Annotated in this window: 12 protein-coding genes; 4 read left to right on the top strand and 8 right to left on the bottom strand. The window is 63.7% G+C overall.

From position 1 onward, the window contains the following. Window positions 1-18 precede the first annotated feature (18 nt). The 3 genes from XH88_RS07285 to XH88_RS07275 all read right to left on the bottom strand — a co-directional run bounded on the left by XH88_RS07285 (window position 19) and on the right by XH88_RS07275 (window position 5,561). Window positions 19-3,768: a tetratricopeptide repeat protein gene (locus tag XH88_RS07285; RefSeq protein WP_271614727.1), complete on the bottom strand. Its 3,750-nt coding sequence runs from the start codon at window positions 3,766-3,768 to the stop codon at window positions 19-21. A gap of 220 nt (window positions 3,769-3,988) precedes the next feature. Then, window positions 3,989-4,852: a tetratricopeptide repeat protein gene (locus tag XH88_RS07280; RefSeq protein WP_271614726.1), complete on the bottom strand. Its 864-nt coding sequence runs from the start codon at window positions 4,850-4,852 to the stop codon at window positions 3,989-3,991. 52 nt (window positions 4,853-4,904) lie between these two features. Next, complete coding sequence (locus XH88_RS07275; protein ID WP_271614725.1) at window positions 4,905-5,561, bottom strand: FecR family protein; 657 nt, start codon at window positions 5,559-5,561, stop codon at window positions 4,905-4,907. 378 nt (window positions 5,562-5,939) lie between these two features. On the opposite strand from XH88_RS07275, the gene XH88_RS07270 reads away from it, so the two are divergent. Beyond that, on the top strand, window positions 5,940-11,234 hold the full coding sequence (locus XH88_RS07270; RefSeq protein ID WP_271614724.1) for a DUF5801 repeats-in-toxin domain-containing protein: 5,295 nt from the start codon (window positions 5,940-5,942) through the stop codon (window positions 11,232-11,234). Between the two features lie 22 nt (window positions 11,235-11,256). On the opposite strand, the gene XH88_RS07265 is transcribed toward XH88_RS07270, so the two are convergent. The 5 genes from XH88_RS07265 to fliL form a co-directional block, all read right to left on the bottom strand. Next, complete coding sequence (locus tag XH88_RS07265; protein WP_271614723.1) at window positions 11,257-11,457, bottom strand: hypothetical protein; 201 nt, start codon at window positions 11,455-11,457, stop codon at window positions 11,257-11,259. A 584-nt stretch (window positions 11,458-12,041) separates the two neighbouring features. After that, on the bottom strand, window positions 12,042-12,803 hold the full coding sequence (locus tag XH88_RS07260; protein ID WP_271614722.1) for a MotE family protein: 762 nt from the start codon (window positions 12,801-12,803) through the stop codon (window positions 12,042-12,044). A gap of 9 nt (window positions 12,804-12,812) precedes the next feature. Beyond that, entirely contained in the window at window positions 12,813-13,256 is a 444-nt protein-coding gene (locus XH88_RS07255) for a DUF6468 domain-containing protein (protein ID WP_271614721.1), read from the bottom strand. Then, window positions 13,253-14,455: a flagellar motor switch protein FliM gene (gene fliM / locus XH88_RS07250; protein ID WP_271614720.1), complete on the bottom strand. Its 1,203-nt coding sequence runs from the start codon at window positions 14,453-14,455 to the stop codon at window positions 13,253-13,255. The genes XH88_RS07255 and fliM overlap by 4 nt, the downstream gene beginning before the upstream one ends. 30 nt (window positions 14,456-14,485) lie before the next feature. Further along, complete coding sequence (gene fliL, locus XH88_RS07245) at window positions 14,486-14,986, bottom strand: flagellar basal body-associated protein FliL (protein WP_271614719.1); 501 nt, start codon at window positions 14,984-14,986, stop codon at window positions 14,486-14,488. A 385-nt stretch (window positions 14,987-15,371) separates the two neighbouring features. On the opposite strand from fliL, the gene flgF reads away from it, so the two are divergent. The 3 genes from flgF to flgA are packed head-to-tail and all read left to right on the top strand — an operon-like array spanning window position 15,372 to window position 18,081. Beyond that, window positions 15,372-16,133, top strand: coding sequence for a flagellar basal-body rod protein FlgF (gene flgF / locus XH88_RS07240; protein ID WP_271614718.1), 762 nt, complete (start codon window positions 15,372-15,374; stop codon window positions 16,131-16,133). A 16-nt stretch (window positions 16,134-16,149) separates the two neighbouring features. Next, window positions 16,150-16,938, top strand: a complete 789-nt coding sequence (flgG, locus tag XH88_RS07235; RefSeq protein ID WP_271614717.1) for a flagellar basal-body rod protein FlgG — start codon at window positions 16,150-16,152, stop codon at window positions 16,936-16,938. Between the two features lie 9 nt (window positions 16,939-16,947). Then, window positions 16,948-18,081: a flagellar basal body P-ring formation chaperone FlgA gene (flgA, locus tag XH88_RS07230; protein WP_271614716.1), complete on the top strand. Its 1,134-nt coding sequence runs from the start codon at window positions 16,948-16,950 to the stop codon at window positions 18,079-18,081. Window positions 18,082-18,090: the final 9 nt, after the last annotated feature.

Below are 18,090 nucleotides of genomic sequence, written 5' to 3'. Positions count from 1 at the left end.
TGCATGGGGTTGTTTTCGCTACCGCGTCATCTTGATCTGCCGCACCACCGGGATCGTCGGCAGCGAGCCGGTGTGTTCGCTCTCGTCCCTGGCCAGCGGCGTGCCGGGCGCGCGGGCGGTGGCATCGGGGAAGCGCTGCTTCATCTCGCGGAGGAAGCCATCCAGCGTGTCGACGCTTGCGGCGAGCTTGGCGATCTCCTCGAATTCGGCGCTGGAGGCGGCGGCCGGCTTGCTGGCGATGTCGAAGGCAAGCCGGTCGGCGCTCTCGCTCATCAGGGGCCCGTACTTCTCGCGGAAGCGCGACAACCCGATCGAGTCGTCGGCGAGCGCGTAACCGACGGCGGCGCGGATGATGTCGCTCTTCTCCACCGCATTGAGCGGCTTGAAGTCGCGGAAGCGCTCGCCGTAATAGAGCTCGATCTGCTCGGCGGATTCGCGCCAGCGCCGCGCCGCCCAGAAGATGTCGGACCGCAGTCGCAGCACCTCGCGCCCCGAGACGTTCGAGACGATATCGAGCGCGAGGTCATGGCGACCGACGTCGCTTTGCGCGCGCGCCTCCAGCAGCAGACGCTGCTGCCGCAATTCGCCGGAGAGGTCGCTGATGCGGCTCGCCCGCAGCGCCGTGATCGCCATGTCGGGCTTGCGATTGGCGAGATAGATCATGGCAAGGCGCGCGGCAACCTGGGCCCGCGCAGCACCCTCGAGGCGATGGTCGACCTGGTATTGCAAGAGCTCGGCGGCCTGGTCGAGCAGGTCGACCGAGGCGAGACGATCGGCGAGGCGCCGGATCAGCTCGTCGCCGCGGCGACCGATCGGCGTCAGCTCACGGAACTCGTAGAACATCCCGAGCGCCTCGACCGGAGGCAGCTCGTCGCCCTTCGACCCCAGGAATATCTGCGTGAACAGATCCGACGCCAGATCCTGCGCCTGACGCGAGGCTTCCGCGTTCGGCTGCAGCCTGGTCGCGGTCCGCGCGGCAGTGAGCGCGTCACGGTAGCGTCCGTTCTCGGAATAGAGCTGCGACAGCATCTGCAGCGTCTTGACCTCGATCGCATCGCCGCGCCAGGTCATCGACAGCGTCTCGAGTTCGCGCAGCGCTTCTTCCCTGCCGATCTCGTCGCGCTTCTGCCGCAGCGCGACCTCGAGCTGCTTGGCTTCGGCGGCGGCCTGCCGATCCTTCGAGTCGACGGCGAACCTGTAGTCGTCGAGCGCATCCTTGTCGTGGCCGAGCGCTTCGGCGAGCCGCCCGCGCAACACGGCAAAGCCGGGCGCGGCCTCCGGCGGCACGCCGATCACCTCGATCTCGCTGCGGCGCTTGGAGGCGCCGGCATAGTCCTTGACCTCGAGCGAGGCGCGCATCGCGTCCATCGTCACGATGCGCTGGATGTCGAGCGGCAGCGAGGCGATGGCGAATTCGACGTTCTTGAACTTTTCGCGGGCGTCCGCCCATTTGCCCTGGCGCGCATAGGCGAGCGCCTTCCAGAGCTGAGAATCGTGACTGTTGCCGATCACGGGATTGGCGAGATCCTTCAGGCCCTGGGCCGTCCGCCCGATCAGGATGCTCGCGATCGCGTGGATGATCAGCGCGCTGCTCTCCTCCTTGTTGAGGGGATCCGTCAGCATCAGTTCGGTCACGGACTTGGCTTCGTAATACATCGCGCGCGACATGTAGAACTGGGCGAGATCGAGCCGCGGCAACGAACGCTGCGCCGGCTCGACGGCCGCGATCGCCGAGATCAGTTCGCTCTGGCGCGTCCAGAAATCTTCCGACTGGCCCTTGCGCCAGCTCTCTGGACTGAACACCGGCCGCACCGCGGTCGGTGCGCGCTCGGCCGAGACGTCGACCGGCGACAGCGTCAGGCCACCCTTCTTGCCGAGAATGACCTTGTCGGATCCGACCTCCACACCGACATCGTCGGAGTTCGGCCGGATCGCGATGCCGTGGGCGGATTCCAGCAGCGAGAGATCAACGAGGTCCTGCCGCTTGATGAAGCCGCGAACCGGCCGCTGCGCGGTGACGACGTAGAGCATGTCGCCGGCATCGGGATCGGTGAGCTTGTGGAGCAGGCCCGGATTGGCAAAGGGAATGGCGATGTTTGCGAGCGCCGGATCGGTGATGTTGCGCGACATCATCAGCGGCAGCGGCGTGGCCTGGATCTTGTCGGCGAGCGTGAGCAGCCAGTTGGTTTCCTTGCCGACCTCCTCGCTGGTCAACGAATAGACCAGCGGACGGGTGAGACGGATGCGCACCGCCTGCCCCTGTTCGAGCGGCATGCGGCTGACGTCGCCGATCATCGCGCCGCCCCGGGTGCGGATCGCCTCGACGTCGACAGGCTTCGGCGAGTCGAACACCAGCCACACCGTGTCGCCGCGGCGGAACGCTGCGGCCGGCGTTGCCGCGGCAATCGGGAACGTCACGCGCAGGCCGTCGCTGTCGCGCCGCGCATCGACGCTGGCAACGGGAGATGATGATGGCGCAGCCTGCGCCTCTGCAGGCACAGGCCAGGCAGCAGGCTTCACGACCTCTTTCGGAACATCCCTGACCGGCTCCCTGGCCGCTTCCGTCACGACCTCTTTTGGCGCCTCGGCAACCGCGGGTGCCGGGGGCGCCGCGGCCTCCTTGGGCAATTGCTTGGGGAGTTCCTTGGGCGTATCGGCAGCGTGCGGAGCTTCAGTCACCGGGAGTGCAGGCGCCGGCTTCGGCGTCTCGGTGGGCGGCATCGTGGCCGGCGGTTCCGGCTTCGCCTCGGGCTTGACGTCGATCTTGGCTTCGCGCGCGATCGTTTCCGACGTCGGCGGCATGACCTCGCGCTGGACGTCTTTCGGCTTCGCGGCCCCCGGCTTTTCCGCCGCGGGTCCGTGACCGCCAGCCCCGGCCTGCGCAATCGCGGCTTCAGGTGTTGCGGCTGCCTTGCCCCTGTCCGGCTGGAAAGCGACGTCGACAACATAATTCTTGTCGTCGCGGAAGGAGTGCACGTCGGAATCGCCGATCAGCTCGATCTCGATGCTGGTCTGGTCGATGTCGGCCTTCTGCTTGATCGAGGCGACGTTCGGAGGCGCTGCGACGACGGCGTCCGCGAGGTCGAAATTGAGGTTGGCATTGAACGCGAGCGTCAGCTTCTGCTCGTTGAGAACGGAGGAAACCCCGACGCCATCGGGCATCTCGAACACGAAGCGCACGAAGGTCGGCTGCACTGAAGCGCGCACGCGGATCGGCGGACGCTTCTTGCTTTCGGCCGCGGCGCGCTGGGCGCGCAGAGCGCGCTCGGCCGCACGCGCGCGCTCGGCGAGTTCCTTCACCACGTCCATCGGCAGCGGCGGTGGCGGCCCCTTCCAACCTTCCGGCAAAAGGTCGATGAAGGTGCGCTCGCCGGCATTCATGGTGTTGACCGTGACGCGCCGCGCCAGCGACAGCCGGATCGCGCTGCCATCGGGATCGCGCCGGGCGGAGTTGACGTAATCGGGCGCGCCTTCCGGCACACGGTCGACGGGAACGTCGACGGGGCGGTCGAAGCGGATGATGAGGATGGAGCCGGCGGTCGTCACCTCGGAGGGAACGTCCTCGCCGAGCTTGATCACGAGACGGGCAAAGCCGCCGCCGGCCGAAAAGCTCGCCTCGCCCCGGATAGCATCGGCCGCGCGGGCGACGGTGCCAAGGCCGATCAGCGCGCAGGCGGCCAGCAAGACGGCCTTGCGGACATGGCGCGACAGCCCCAGCGCCAAAGCGCGGGCTCGCGACACAAATCCAGCGGCAGCCTCTCGCGCCATTGGCGGCATTTCTTCCGGTTCGACGGCCCATACCGGCACTGGCGCCGGCTCATGCCGTCGAATGTAGGTTTTGCCAATTAAGGACTTGTTAATGCTGTATTGACGAAATGATCGGGCACAGCCCGTCGCAACGCCTTGCTTGTGGGCTGGGGCGATCGCAATCCGAATCTCGCGAGCAAGTGGTTAAAATGGCGTTAATACGCCGTCGTCGCGCGCACCGTCACTCGTCACCGAGGCCATAAGGCGCAAACTCGTCGGCGATGTTCCTCTGGATTGTCTTTGCAGCCGAAATGTCGGCACCCCCGCCGCTCGCATCGCCCTGCTTCGATTTGGCAAGCCCGCGGCCAAAAAGCGCGCTGGCCAATTCCGGGGCGGCTCGCAAGGCGGAATTGTAATCATCGATCGCCGCAGCGAATTCGCCCATCTTCAGGTGGATCAGCCCGCGTGAATCGTACACGGCAGCACTGGTCGATCCCGATTGAAGCGCCCTGTCGCAATCCTCCAGCGCCGCCTGCCAGGCGCCGAGAACCACCCGGGTCCAACATCGTCCGCTCCAAGCGGCCTGTGAGTCGGGCTGGAGACGAATGGCCTCGTCGTAGTCGCGCTCCGCGCGCTGGTGGTCCTTCTTCTTCAGGTAGGCTCCGGCCCGGTTGACGAAAGCAGCGCCGTAGCCGGGATCGAGCTTGATCGCATCATTAAGGTCTTGGATCGCGAGTTCATATTCGCCTTTCCTCAAGTAAGCCACGCCACGGTTGTTGAAGGCTTTTGCGTATGTCGGATTGAGTGCGATCGACTGATCGAAATCGCGGATGGCCCTGTCGTAGTCGCCCTTTGCGGTGTAGACGTTGCCGCGATTGTTATGAGCGATGGCCAGAGCGGTCGTCGAACCTTGACGCGTCTCTATAAAGGCCGTGCAGGCACCGATCCGAGCATCGAGCGGGGTGGCATCCGTCCCGTTGCACGATTCGATATTGCTGAGATAACTGTCCTTCGACTTGGAATTCTGCGCCGCGACCGGCAAGCCGACCAACAGCAGGACGACAAGCGCCATTCCACCTTCGGCAATGGAGAACCTTGATTTCATCTCAAGCTCTCCAGTCTTCTGAGATCTGGCGATGGCGCGGGCCAGACCAGTTCTAGCAACCGCGGCAGATGTTCAGATTTAGCCTGTGCTCTGCCCTTTGCCCGGGCTGAGGTGCGCCCGGAGCACCGGACTTCTTCGTCTGCTTGCTCTTGCTCTCTTCGATAAGAGTGGAAAACCTGGCGGTTCCGTCGTCTGCGATTTCGACGTAAGGCGTGGTGCCTCGAACGCCCATCGTGGCGACCGGCGTTTCGATCCGCATGTCGCCGGTCTTCGCAACCTGGCCCGCAACGAAAACGAACGTGCCCCGGGTCAGATTGAAGATCGTCGAATTGGACTTCCCGACCGGGTCGTAGACGTATTCGTCCAGCGTCATGCGGGCGTTGCTCGCCAAGTTGAACGTTGTTCCATCGACAAAGTTGATGCCGACCCGCCCGTCGGCGCCGGTTCGGACCAGATCGCCCGAATAGACCGGATCACCGATCTTCGTCTGGATGGATTCGCCCGCGATACTGGCCTGGACCGTGGCGGCGCCGGCATGCTCGATGTTGACAGAGCCGTCGGCGACCACAACTTTCCCGATTGGCTTCGACGACGAGTCCAGGACGGCACGCCGCGGAGAATCGTTCTGTGCCTGGGCTGGGCGGGGCAACGAACTGGCCAGTGCAAGCACGAGACCTGCCACGAGAAGAGTCGTTGCGCGCGTGCCCATGGCCTCCTCCCTTCTTGAGCAACCGAACGGCTCCGACAGCGTCGGTGAGAGCCATCGCGCATCATGGCAGACCAGTCATAACAAACCAAAATGGTTATTCCGGATTAATCCCAATGGCTGATAGCCGTGCCCGAAAGAGCCACTATGCGTGCTCGGCGATTTCGAACAGGTTCCCGTCCCATTGAAAGCCGTGCCGTCGGGGCCAAAACGACAACAATTCTGCCGTGATCAGCCCATGCGGAATTCTAGGAAACCACAACCTTCAGCGGGCCTGACTGAGGTTGCCGGCACAAAATTGCTTCCCGATCGCGTGACGCGGCAAGCCGGCCGAGATGCGGCGCAGCCTGGGGCCGACCATTTGGCAATCGAGGTTGAAAAATGTCCGTCACGTCCACTGCAACGCACGGGGACGAGCGCGAAGCCGCTGCGGCCCGTCATCACCAGGTGAAGACGGCGAAGAGCAGCCCGCTTGACTTCCCGGTTGCGCCGACTTGCGAACGAGTCTCGACCGGTCGTTTCGGAATGCTGTCGCTCACGGCACTGCTCTTCTCCTCGACGATCAAGGAGGCCAATGCCGCAGACCCCGACGTAACCTTCCTCGACGACGATACAATCACATACAAGGACCTTACGCACGGTGCGTTCGAGCTTGTGACCAAGGAACCGATTCCGCGACACATCATCGTCGACGACCCCGGCGAAACGATCGTCGTCAAAAAGGTCGGCTCCTCGGTCAGCGTGAACCAGGTCACGAACAGTGCTGCTCGCATGGAGGAGTTGCAGGCCGCACAACAGGACGCGCTCGCCAATCTTGAAGGACCGCACGGATCGGGCACACCCCCCTTCGTCAAATCCCTGTCGCTGCAGCCGATCAGTTTCATTCCGACCGAGGCTCCCGCGCCGCAAAATCCGCTGGCGCCTATCCCGCCGTTTATCCTCCCTGAGCTGCTGATCATGCATCTACCGCCGACGCTGAGCACCGGTGCCGGCCCCATCGAACGCGATACCATCGTGTTTGACAAATTCACGGCGACGAGCGGGTCGTTCTCCGCCAGCAGCAGCGACAGCGACGCCAAGCTGACCTTCGGTATCAGCGGCGGGATCAACGGCAACACGGTGCTGGACGGGGTGACCTATGATGTATCGCAGACCAGCCCCTATGGCACCCTTTACCTCAGCAGCGGGGGCGGCGCGTACACCTTCGTCCCAAACAGTGATGCGATCAATGCGCTGAAGGTGCCAACGACCACAAACTTCACGATATCTGTGTCGGATGGTTCGCTCTCAGTCGATCAGATCTTCACGATCACCCTCAACGGCGTCGAAGATGCGGCCGTCATTTCCGGTACCACGACCGGCTCAGCGATCGCGGCCGGTGGCGTGGTCAATGCCTCGCCCGGCACGCTGATTGCGAGCGGAACGCTCACCGACACCGATCCCGACGACCCAGCCAACACCTTCACGGCGGTCAGCTCGGCGACCGCGAGCACGTACGGCACCTTCACGATGACAACGGCCGGCGTGTGGACCTACACGCTCGACAAGGCCAACAGCCAGGTCCAGGCGCTCCATGTCGGCGACACTCTGACCGACAGTTTCACTGTGACCAGCATCGACGGCACCCCGCAGGTCATAACGATCACCATTAACGGCCCGCTGATCGCGGTGACCGGTACGGCTCCGTCGCTGACGCTCAGCGAGACGCACCTGACCGCGACGTCCCTGGACGACAGCATCGCTGGCTCGGCGCCGGACGCGACGCAGACCACGACGTCGGGCGACTTCTCGACGGCGTTCACCTCGGTCCAGGGGGCGAACGGTGCGACGATCAGCTACGCGCTGTCGATCACTGGTGGCAACGGTACGGCATCGGGTCTGATCGACTCGCACACCGGCCAGGCCGACGTGCTGGTCCTGAACGGCAACACCATCGAAGGCCATGTCAGCACCGTCAGCGGGACTCTGGCGTTCACCATCACGCTTGATCCGACGACGGGGCTTGTGACCTTCACCGAATTCCGCGCGGTGACGGAGCCTCTCGGCACCAACCCGGACGGCGGAGAAGGCCTGTCGCTGACCGCAGGGATTGTGACCTTGTCGGCGACGATCATCGAAAAGGACGGTAACTTCCAGACGGCGAGCCGTGATCTCGGCAGCCGACTGACCATCACCGACGACGGGCCGACGATTGCGGCAACGGGGACGGCTCCGTCGTTGACGCTGAGCGAGACGCATCTGACAGCTACTGCGCAGGACGACAACATCGCCGGCTCGAGCCCAGACGCGACGCTGACGACGACCTCAGGCAACTTCTCGACAGCATTCACGTCGGTTCCGGGAGCGGACGGTGCGACGATCAGCTACGCGCTGTCTGTCACTGGCGGCAACGGGACAGCGTCGGGTCTGCTCGACTCGCACACGGGCCAGGCCGATGTGCTGGTGCAAAACGGCAATACCATTGAAGGCCATGTTGGCACCGTCGGCGGCCCGCTGGCGTTCACCATCACGCTCGATCCGACGACAGGAATCGTGACCTTCACTGAGTGCCGTGCGGTGACGCAGCCTTTCGGCACCAACCCGGACGGCGAGGAAGGCCTCTCGCTGACCGCCGGGACTGTGAACCTGACAGCGACAATCACTGACAGGGACGGTGACTTCCAGACGGCGAGCCTCGATCTCGGGACCCGGCTAACCATCACCGACGACGGCCCGGAGATTGGAGGTTTTGGCCTCGCAACCATCGTCGCGACGGACAATCAAGTCTTGAACGGCACCTACAACGTGAGTTTCGGCGCGGATGGCGAGAGCGCGATACGTGTGGCCATCCACAATGGCACCGTGAATGGGTACGATCTGGCAACAACGGATCTGGGCGGCGGCATCACGTCGGTGCACGTGACCGGGAATGGTGATGATTACACCTTCTATTATACGACCAAGGCGGTGAGCGGAGGCGTGGAGCTGGATGCGTTCTTCACCGATAAAAGCGGGACGCTAAGCGATCCATACTTTAGGCTGCTGATCAACCCAGACGGAACCTACACGTTTGACATCGAGACCGTCGGCTTCTTGCAGCAGACGACGGTGACCGGCTCCGATTTCGGAGCATCTGGCAGTGGCCAGCCGTCGCTCACCGCGCCGGACGGTCTGCTTGTCATCAGCGGCGATTTCAATGGCGTCGCTGCGGACGTCAAAGCGTCGAGCAACGGCATCGCCGTCGGTGACACGGGACTGCAAATGGATCAACACGAAACCTTGAATCTGACCTTCACGCCAATGCAAACGGACGTCAGTTTCGCGCTGACGCAGTGGCAAGGAAACGGCACTGCCGACGTCGTCTTCAAGGTATTCGATGGCACCAGTGACGTCCACGACTTCAGCATAAACATTCCAAAGCCGTCGGGGGACGCCCACATCGTGGTGGAACAGACCTCGAATCTCGCGCTCGTAAACACTTACACGTTCGATAGCGCAACTTCGACCTATACGCTCTACGTCGGATCGAACTTCAACCAAATAGGGGTGTCGTACGATCACGCGATAGCCGGCAACGCTACGTTTGCCGTCAACAACATCTCATACAGCGAGGGATCCAGGATCCCCAGCACCGATCTGCTATTCGACGTGACGGCAGTCGACCGTGATGGCGATGCGTCAACGACCAGCCTGCCAGTAGACCTTCTGGGCAGCACTAACGTTGCGAGCGCTGTCGCCTTGAGCGCTCCCCCACAGCCGGCGACGACTGCCGTCAACGGCACCAACGATGGGGCTATCTCCGCGACCACGACGGGCTCCGTGATCGAGGCTGCAGGCGGCACGCCGACCGCTTCCGGTGCGCTCATCAACACCGACGTCAATCCGACCAACACTTTCACGGCGGTGCCCTCACCGAGTGCGGGCGACGGCGGCTACGGTATGTTCACGATGACCGCGGCGGGCCTGTGGACCTACCCGCTCGACAACAACAATAGTTTGGTGCAGGCGCTTGGTGTTGGCGACACGCAGGCCGACACGTTCACAGCGACAAACATCGACGGGAAAATGCAGGTCGTGACCATCGCCATCCATGGCGCCGGCGATGCTCCCAGCGATTTCGATAACCTCCTGGCGGGACCGGTCGCGACAAGCGATCCTCCCCTCACCCCTGTGACTCACGGAAGTGAAACTCTCGCGGCCGGCAGCAACATGGGCCAGATCATCTCCGCGGGTGCCGGCAATGATACCGTCAATGGCACTGGCCAGGCTGACATTCTTCAAGGCGGCTCTGACAACGACGCGATCAAAGGCAATGACGGCGATGTCACGACGCACGGTGGCTCGGGAAGCGATGCGGTCGTTGGCACCAAGGGCAATGACACGATCATCGGCGGATCCGTCGCCGACCAATTGACCGGCGGCACCGGAAACGACCGTTTCGCCCATTTGTCCGCAACGGATTCCAAGGCCGGCCAGTTCGGCACCGTCACCGATTTCAACCCGGGGTCCGACAGGATCGAGTTGACGGCTCTCGGCGCGCTGGGCTTCGTTCTCCTGGCCCTGAACTCGGCAAGCACGTCTGTGCCCGCGCACACGATCGCCTGGCTCCACGACAGCGCGGCCAACGAAACGATCGTGTACGTCAATCCGACGGACCAGTCCCTTCGCATCGGCAGTTCCGGCCTGCTCGAATTCCATTTGCAGGGGATTGCAACTATCGACGCGTCGGATTTCATCCTGCCCCCGGCGGCGGCGCCTGTTCTGGCGGCTGGCGGTGAGCCGCTCGATCTCAGCGCAACGACGCAGAGCGACGCGAGCACGGTGACGATAACCAGTTCGTCCGACATCACGCTCGGCGACGGTGCGCTACTCGCTGCCTGGAGCTCGACGGACCAATCAAGCGACGCGGCCCACAGCGTCTTTGCCGCCATGGACCAGATTGGATGGACTGAGTTTATCGGTCTCTCCGGTTCAGACGATGCGCAGGCGCGCACAGCAGAAATTGCCAGCAATGACGCGATAACCTTCTCGCCCGGCGATCTGTCCACAATCTTGCAGTCTGTGGCTGCACCGACAACGACCAGCTTTGTCTTCGATCATTTAACGGTGCCCGACAGCGCCGATAATGTCGCGGTCGCCGGAACCGGCCAGCTGCCCGGCATCGCCTTCGCCACGCCGGGTTTGGCCCACGATGCGGCCGAACAAGGCACGCTTACGCCGGAGCGCGGCCAAGAGGCGCGCGGTGCTCCGGAAAACGCCAACAATGCTCACGCCCACGGCGGCGCCGGCAATGACGGAGCCGATACGAAGCCCAACCCGAGCCTGCTGAAAGCAAACGACGACGACGCCAGTCATTCGTCTTCAGGCGAGGCGACCGGACATCACGACGTGCTCAGGCAAGCCGCGGTGGCTGTCGATCCGCCGTCTGCTGGTCATGCGGCGTCTGGCCCGGCGGCTGCAGATTCGCACGCGCTCGGCGACTCATTTCACTTCAGGGATGGCGCTTCGCATGGCGAGAGTTCAAGGCTCAGCGCCGGATTGGATGATCTCTCGGACCCGTCCGGTCATCAAGAACACGCTGGCGTAGTCGACGGATCCGGGGCCGAGCCGATGCCTGACCTGTCCCCGCCGCATATTGATCCGGCTCATGGGGCAGGCTCGGCTGGCGCCCACGTGCCGCACGATCTGATCGTGTGACGCCTGCCAGGCGACCGAGTCTTCAGTGCTGCCTTCCCGCACAATCCGGCGCGGAGGGGCTCTCCCGCTCGAGACCAGCGTCATCATCAGCATCGCCATCTTCCCCTTCAGGCGGCGATGCATGCTGATGATCAAGCGCGGACGTCCAGGCAAATGTCATCGCCGCGATGAGCAGCCGATTGACGGCTTCGATAGCGCGTTCTGCTACGGACGAGTAATTCATAGCTTCCTCCCCGCGCTGCTGATTGCCAATGGGGAAGCCTAGGACGAGTTCTTCAGCGCCACTGTACTCTACCTCACATTTGTACGCGTCAACTCATCGCAGTCCCAGAAGATGCCGCTTGCCTTCGCTGCATCCGCAACGCGAGTAGAAGTCATGCGCGCGCACAACCTTGGAGGAGTTGCGGTCCATCAACGACTCTGAATCAGATGTGGAATCACGGCGATGCGAATTCGATTGGTCAGCTTTTTGGGGGCAATCAATGAGCGGAGAAGCCAATTGCATTGTATGTAGCAAGGCAAGAGTGGTCGTGGCCGTCTTTCCAATCGCGCGGGGTTACGCCCTAAAGGTATACGAGTGTCCCTGCTGCCGCAGCACTCTGCATCTTGTAGGTCGCATGACGGAGGCTGCGCTTATCAAGCAGCACTGCGAGACCCTCCTTCCGGTCGAGAAACCGCAGAGCTCGACTGGTCGCAGGGCCCAGCCGCGGTTCGCGAACTAGACGCGCAAGGCGTCTGGCTAAGCACAGACCGGACGGCCGCGCGATCGCGCGCAGGCCGCCGCGGCGCGGGCGCCTTTTCGAGCCCTCAATTCGGCTTTTGCGTCGGCTTGCCCTCGATCTTCGGCAGGTCCCCGGCGGAAGCGGACTGATCTCCGCCTCCGTTGGCGCGGCGGGCCATTTCGACCGTCAGCCGCTCGGCGGCCTCCGGTGACATCAGGCCCAGAATATCCGACATCTTGCGCGGCGCGATCGCCGAGGCGATCTCGATCAGCACGCCCATCTCGAGGCGGTCGAACACCCGCGCGGCATCCTTGGGCTTCATGCCCTCATACATGGTGACGAGGCCCTTCATGCGCGCGGCTTCGGCCGCCTTCTGCTCGGCCTGGGTTGCGGTGATGCGGGATTCCACCGCCTTCATCTCCTCGACCTTGCCTTCAATGCGCTTCTCGGCCGACTTCAACAGGCTCTCACGGATATCGATCTCGCGCTGGCGGGACTCGATCTCCTGGCGGCGCGCTTGCAAGCGTTCCAGGATCGCGCGCTCCGAGGCCGAGACCTGCGGCTGGGCTTCGTCCATCTTGACCGGGGTGCCCTCGGGCTTGCTCTCGGGCGCAGCCGGCTTCGGCGCTTCCTTCGGCTCGCCATGCGTCGAGCCGGTGATGTCAGGGTCCTCGCGCCCGGTCGGGAAATTCAGATTCTCCTGCGCCCAGGACTTCTTCAGCGTGTTCGGCTGGTAATCGAACACATAGCCGCCATTGATCACGAGCCCCGCCACTTTCAGCATGGCAAGGCCTGCGACCGCGACCAGGACGACCGGAATGACGCGGATGTTACGAAAGGACTTCATACCCTGACTTTATGCGGCAAGACCGTTGGACCGTCGGCGTTCGGAGAAGGCTTCGGCGGCCGCGGCTACAGCCTTCGCAGGCGACGGCTTGGCCGCGGGGGCGGCGGCTTCCGGATTCGTGACCGGACGCGCCGCGATCGCGATCTTGGAGAGGCGGCGCACCACGTTGTCGGCTTCGCCGAGCTGCTTGTAGAGCTGGTCCGACATCTGCGTTGCGGCCGCAAGCTGGCTGCCGAGATTTTCGTTGACGTCGCGCACGGCGAGCTTCAACCCGCCGATCGCGCGTTCGGCGATCTCGGTCGCGGTGATCAGCTCGCCGATCACGGCCTTCAGCGAATGCTCGTCCGCCTTCAACCGCGTCAGCCGCTTGTTCAGCAGCATGCAGTAGCCGATCGTGAGCATCAGCAGGATAGCCACCAGCGTCTCGATCGCCATTCCCAGGGAGTGGTTCATGGGGCCTCCATCAGCTTGTTCTGTTCGTCCACCTTCTCGAACATCGCAAGTGTCGTACTTGGCTTGCGCAAGGGTTTCGTCACGCGGATCGCGACACGGTCGCCGACCCGGCCCATCCGCCCTTCGGTGAGGATGACGTCGCCGCAGCGCACGGAGACGTTGGCGTCGGCGCGCATTTCCAGCGGCAGCGTGTCCCCGACCTTCAGCCGCATCAGCTGCTTGAGCGGAATATCGGCCTCGTAGAGCACGGCATCGACGGCGATTTCGGCCTGGACGATCTCGGTGGCGAAATGGCCCTCCCAGATCGGGTCGCGGCCGAACTTCTCGCCCATGAACATCTGGAGCAGAACGGCCCGGATCGGTTCGATGGTCGCATAGGGAAGCAACAGCTCGATGTTGCCGCCGCGGTCTTCCATGTCGATGCGCAGGCGCACCAGGATCGCGGCATTGGCGGGACGGCTGATCGCGGCAAAGCGCGGATTGGTCTCGAGCCGGTCGATCGTGAAGGTCACCGGCGAGAGCGGCCGGAACGCCTGCTCGGCGTCCGCCAGCACCACCTCGACCAGGCGCTTGACCAGCTCGGTCTCGATCGTGGTGTAGGGCCGTCCCTCGATCCGAAGCTGGCTGTTGCCGCGGCGGCCGCCGAGCAGCACGTCGATCATCGAGTAGATCAGGCTGGAATCGACCGTCGCCATGCCGAAGTTTTCCCACTCCTCGGCCTTGAACACCGAGAGCACGGCCGGCAGCGGGATCGAGTTCATGTAGTCGCCGAACCGCACCGAGGTGATGCGGTCGAGCGAGACTTCGACGTTGTCGGAGGTGAAATTGCGCAACGACGTCGTCAAGAGCCGCACCAGGCGGTCGAAGACGATTTCGAGCATCGGAAGACGCTCGTAGGAGACCATCGCCGAATCGATGATCGCACGGATCCCGGAGTGGTCGTCGAGCGTGACGTCACCGACGGTGAAGCCGAGGAGATTGTCGATCTCCTCCTGCGACAGCACCCGTTCGCCGGAATTCTTGCCGTTGCCGAGATCGCGGCTGCCGTCCTCGACCATGGCGGCCCACTGCAGGGCCATGGTCTCCGACAGTTCGTTCTCGGCAGCAGCCTTCGCGGCCTCCGCCGGATCCTCGGAATCGAGCGACGCCTCCCATTGGGCGGCAATCGCATCCTGGTCCATCTGCTCGTTGCCGGCCATGACGCTAGCCCGTACCCTTCCGCAGCATCCTCACTGGAGCACGACTTCCTTGAACAGCACCGCGCTGACCTGGATCGGCGCGACCGCGGCATTGACGCGTTTGGTCAGCTCCTCCTTGAGCCGGAAGATGCCGGCCGAGCCATTCAGGTCTGAGGAGCGGAGCTCGCGCACATAGGTCTGGAAGATGTCGGTGACCCGCGGCATCGACGGCTTGATCGCCTCGATCTGCTTCTCTTCCTTCAGCTCGAGCACGATCTTGAGCTTGAGATATTGCACGCGCTCGCCGGGCGCGCCGGCGAGGTTGACCATCATGTCGGGCACCTCGACGAAGGCCGGCGGCTTCGGCGGAGGCGCCGCCTCGGCATGATGCTCCTCGTCGCCGTGACGGAAGAAGAAGAACCAGGTCGCGGCGCCGCCGCCAAGGACGGCGAGCAGGCCGACCGCCATGATGATGAGCTTGAGCTTGTTCTTCGGCGGAGCAGCTTCGGCGCCCTCAGTGGCTGCGCCGCCTTCCGCTTCATTCTCTGCCATGGTCGTCCCGGCTCGCTCATCTCAAATGGAATCGAAAGGGCGAAGCCTCCTGACAGACGGTGACGCGATACAAATGTCCCGGCGCGATGCGCTCCTCTTAAGCGCAAACGCTACGGTAATAATGGTTAACGGAACCTTTCCATTAGGCTTCCGCTAGGAAAAATCTGCCGGGCAAACATGGCTAACAGAACCTTTCTGCCTCCCGTCGGGAACGCTGAAAAATAGCCAACCAATTGTAATTACAGTACTTTTCGAGTTGGCACGGCTTTCGCTGAGAGAGGACCGAGACCGCACGGTTTGGGAGAACCCGACGGCCTCGTTCACGGGATCGGCCAAGGCGCTTGGGAGAGCGAAATGGCTGAACTCACGCAGGGGAGATTAACCGATGCAGAATGCGCTTCTGGTCGGCTTGTCACGGCAGATGACGTTGGAACGGCAGATGGATGTCATCGCCAACAACGTCGCCAACGTCAACACCAACGGCTTCAAGGCCGACCATTCGCTGTTCGAGGAGTATCTCAACTCGAACGCGCATGAGGACAATTTCATCGGCTCCGACCGCCGGGTCTCCTATGTGCAGGACCGCGGCACCTACCGCGACGTCGGCCAGGGGCCGATGGAGGCGACCAACAACCCCCTCGACATGGCGATCAGCGGCAACGCCTTTTTCGCCGTGCAGGTCAATGGCGCCGAGCGCTACACCCGCGACGGCAAGTTCGCGCTCAGCAGCACCGGCCAGCTCATGACCTCGGACGGCAATCTCGTGCTCGGCACGGCCGGTCCGATCGTGTTCCAGCCGACCGACCACGACATCAACGTCGCCCCCGACGGCACCGTGACGGTGCTGGAGGGCACGGCCAAGACCGACTCGATCCGCGGCAAGATTCGCATGGTGACGTTCGACGATCCGGCCAAGCTGATCAAGCTCGGCGCCAATCTCTATGACACAGGCTCCGCCACCCAGCGGCCCGATACCAAATCCACCCTGCAGCAGGGCTACGTCGAGAAGTCGAACGTGAACTCGGTCGTCGAGATGAGCCGCATGGTCGAGGTGATGCGCAGCTACACCGCGATTGCCAATCTGCTCCAGCAGCAGAGCGACCTCCACAAATCGGCGATCGAGAAGCTCGCCGACGTTCCGGCCTGATTGAGGGAGAACTGACATGCAGGCGCTTCACACCGCAGCGACCGGAATGGCGGCACAGGAACTGAACGTTCAGGTGATCTCCAACAACATCGCCAACCTGCGCACCACCGGCTTCAAGAAGCAGACCGCGGCGTTCCAGGACCTGATCTACGAGCACATCCGCCGTGTCGGCGCCCAGGCCTCCGACCAGGGCACCATCCTGCCTGTCGGTGTCGACATCGGCGGCGGCGTCAAGACCGTCGGTACGCCGCGCAGCATGACCCAGGGCACGCTGTCACAGACGGGCAACGACCTCGACCTCGCGATCTCGGGCGAAGGCTTCTTCAAGATCCTGATGCCCGACGGCACCTACCAGTACACCCGCGACGGCACGTTCCAGATGGACAATCAGGGCCGCGTCGTCACCGCGCAAGGCAACCCGGTGCAGCCGACCATCACGATCCCGAACAATGCCTCGGGCATCACCGTCAACGAGCAGGGCCAGGTGACCGTGACCCTGCCGGGCTCGTCGACCAACACCGTTCTCGGCCAGATCGGCTTGACCCGTTTCATCAACAAGGCCGGCCTTCAGCCGGTCGGCAGCAACCAGTTCGTCGAAACGACCTCGTCAGGCACGCCGCAGGACGGCACCGCGAACTCCGAGGGCTACGGCAAGATCACCCAAGGCAGCCTCGAGCAGGCCAATGTCGACGTCGTCTCGGAGATGAGCGACCTGATCGCTGCGCAGCGTGCCTATGAAATGAACGCCAAGGTCATCAGCGCCGCCGACCAGATGATGCAATCGACCACGGCGCTGTTCCGCTGAGTGATGATGATGATCCGCACCGCATTTCTCACAATCGCCGCCCTGCTCGCGCTGGTCCTGCCGGCGCAGGCCGCCGACGACGGCATCGCAGCGCCGACGCTGCGCGCCAACATTACCGTCACCTCCGACGTGGTGCGGGTCGGCGACCTCATCGACAATGCCGGCTCGGCCGCGCTGATCCCGGTCTATCGCTCGCCCGATCTCGGCACCACCGGCGCGCTGCCGGTCGCCCAGGTCCTGAGCGTGCTCCGCGCCAAGCAGGTGATCGGCGTGATGACCGGCGACATCAAGGAAGTCCAGGTCACCCGCCTTGCTCGCACGATCGCGAGCAAGGATCTCGAAAACGCGGTCGCCTCAGCGCTCGAGCATCGCTTCGGCCTGGGCGATGCCGCCAACATCGCGATCACCTTCGACCGCGGCATCTCGGACATGCGGCTCGACGCCTCCAACACCGGCGTGCTGCAGGCGGTCGCGACTCGCTACGACGCTCGCGGCGGCCGCTTCGACATCGCCTTCGAGATCAGCAACGACAGCAATCCGGTTCCGACCAAACTGCGCATGACCGGCACCGCGATCGAGACCGTCGAGGTCGCCGTCCTGACCCGCGACATCGATCGCAGCGAAGTGCTGAAATCCTCCGACCTCGCCCAGGAGCGCCGGCCGAAGGCGGAGGTGATAGGCGAGCCCGCGCTGCGCGAGCGAGCGGTTGGCATGCAGCTGCGACGGGCGATGCGTGCCGGCGCGCCGATCCGCGTCGCCGACATCGCCAAGCCGGAATTCGTGTCGCGCGACCAGAGCGTCACCGTCATCTACCAGGTCCCTGGGATTTATCTCACCACCCGCGGCAAGGCGATCGAGAGCGGCGCCGAGGGCGACACCGTGAGCGTGCTCAATCTGCAGACCAAGCGCACGCTGACCGGCATCGTCACCGGCCGCGGCCAGGTGACCGTGCAGGGCGCGAGCCAGTCCGCGCCGATGGCCCCTGCCGTCGAGCAGACATCTTCTCTCAAGCGCGACGAAGCGCCCGCCCCCGTCGACACCGCTGCCCTCCTCCGCAACCTGGTCCAGGCGCCCGCCTCGCCGGCCCGGATTGCGGAAGCCCAGATCCCGCAATCTCGCGTCTCGCAAGCTCAAGCCAAGTAAGAGTTCGTC

Source organism: Bradyrhizobium sp. CCBAU 51627 (assembly GCF_028128765.1).
Lineage (GTDB): Bacteria > Pseudomonadota > Alphaproteobacteria > Rhizobiales > Xanthobacteraceae > Bradyrhizobium.
This window is presented reverse-complemented; position numbering and strand designations above follow the sequence as displayed.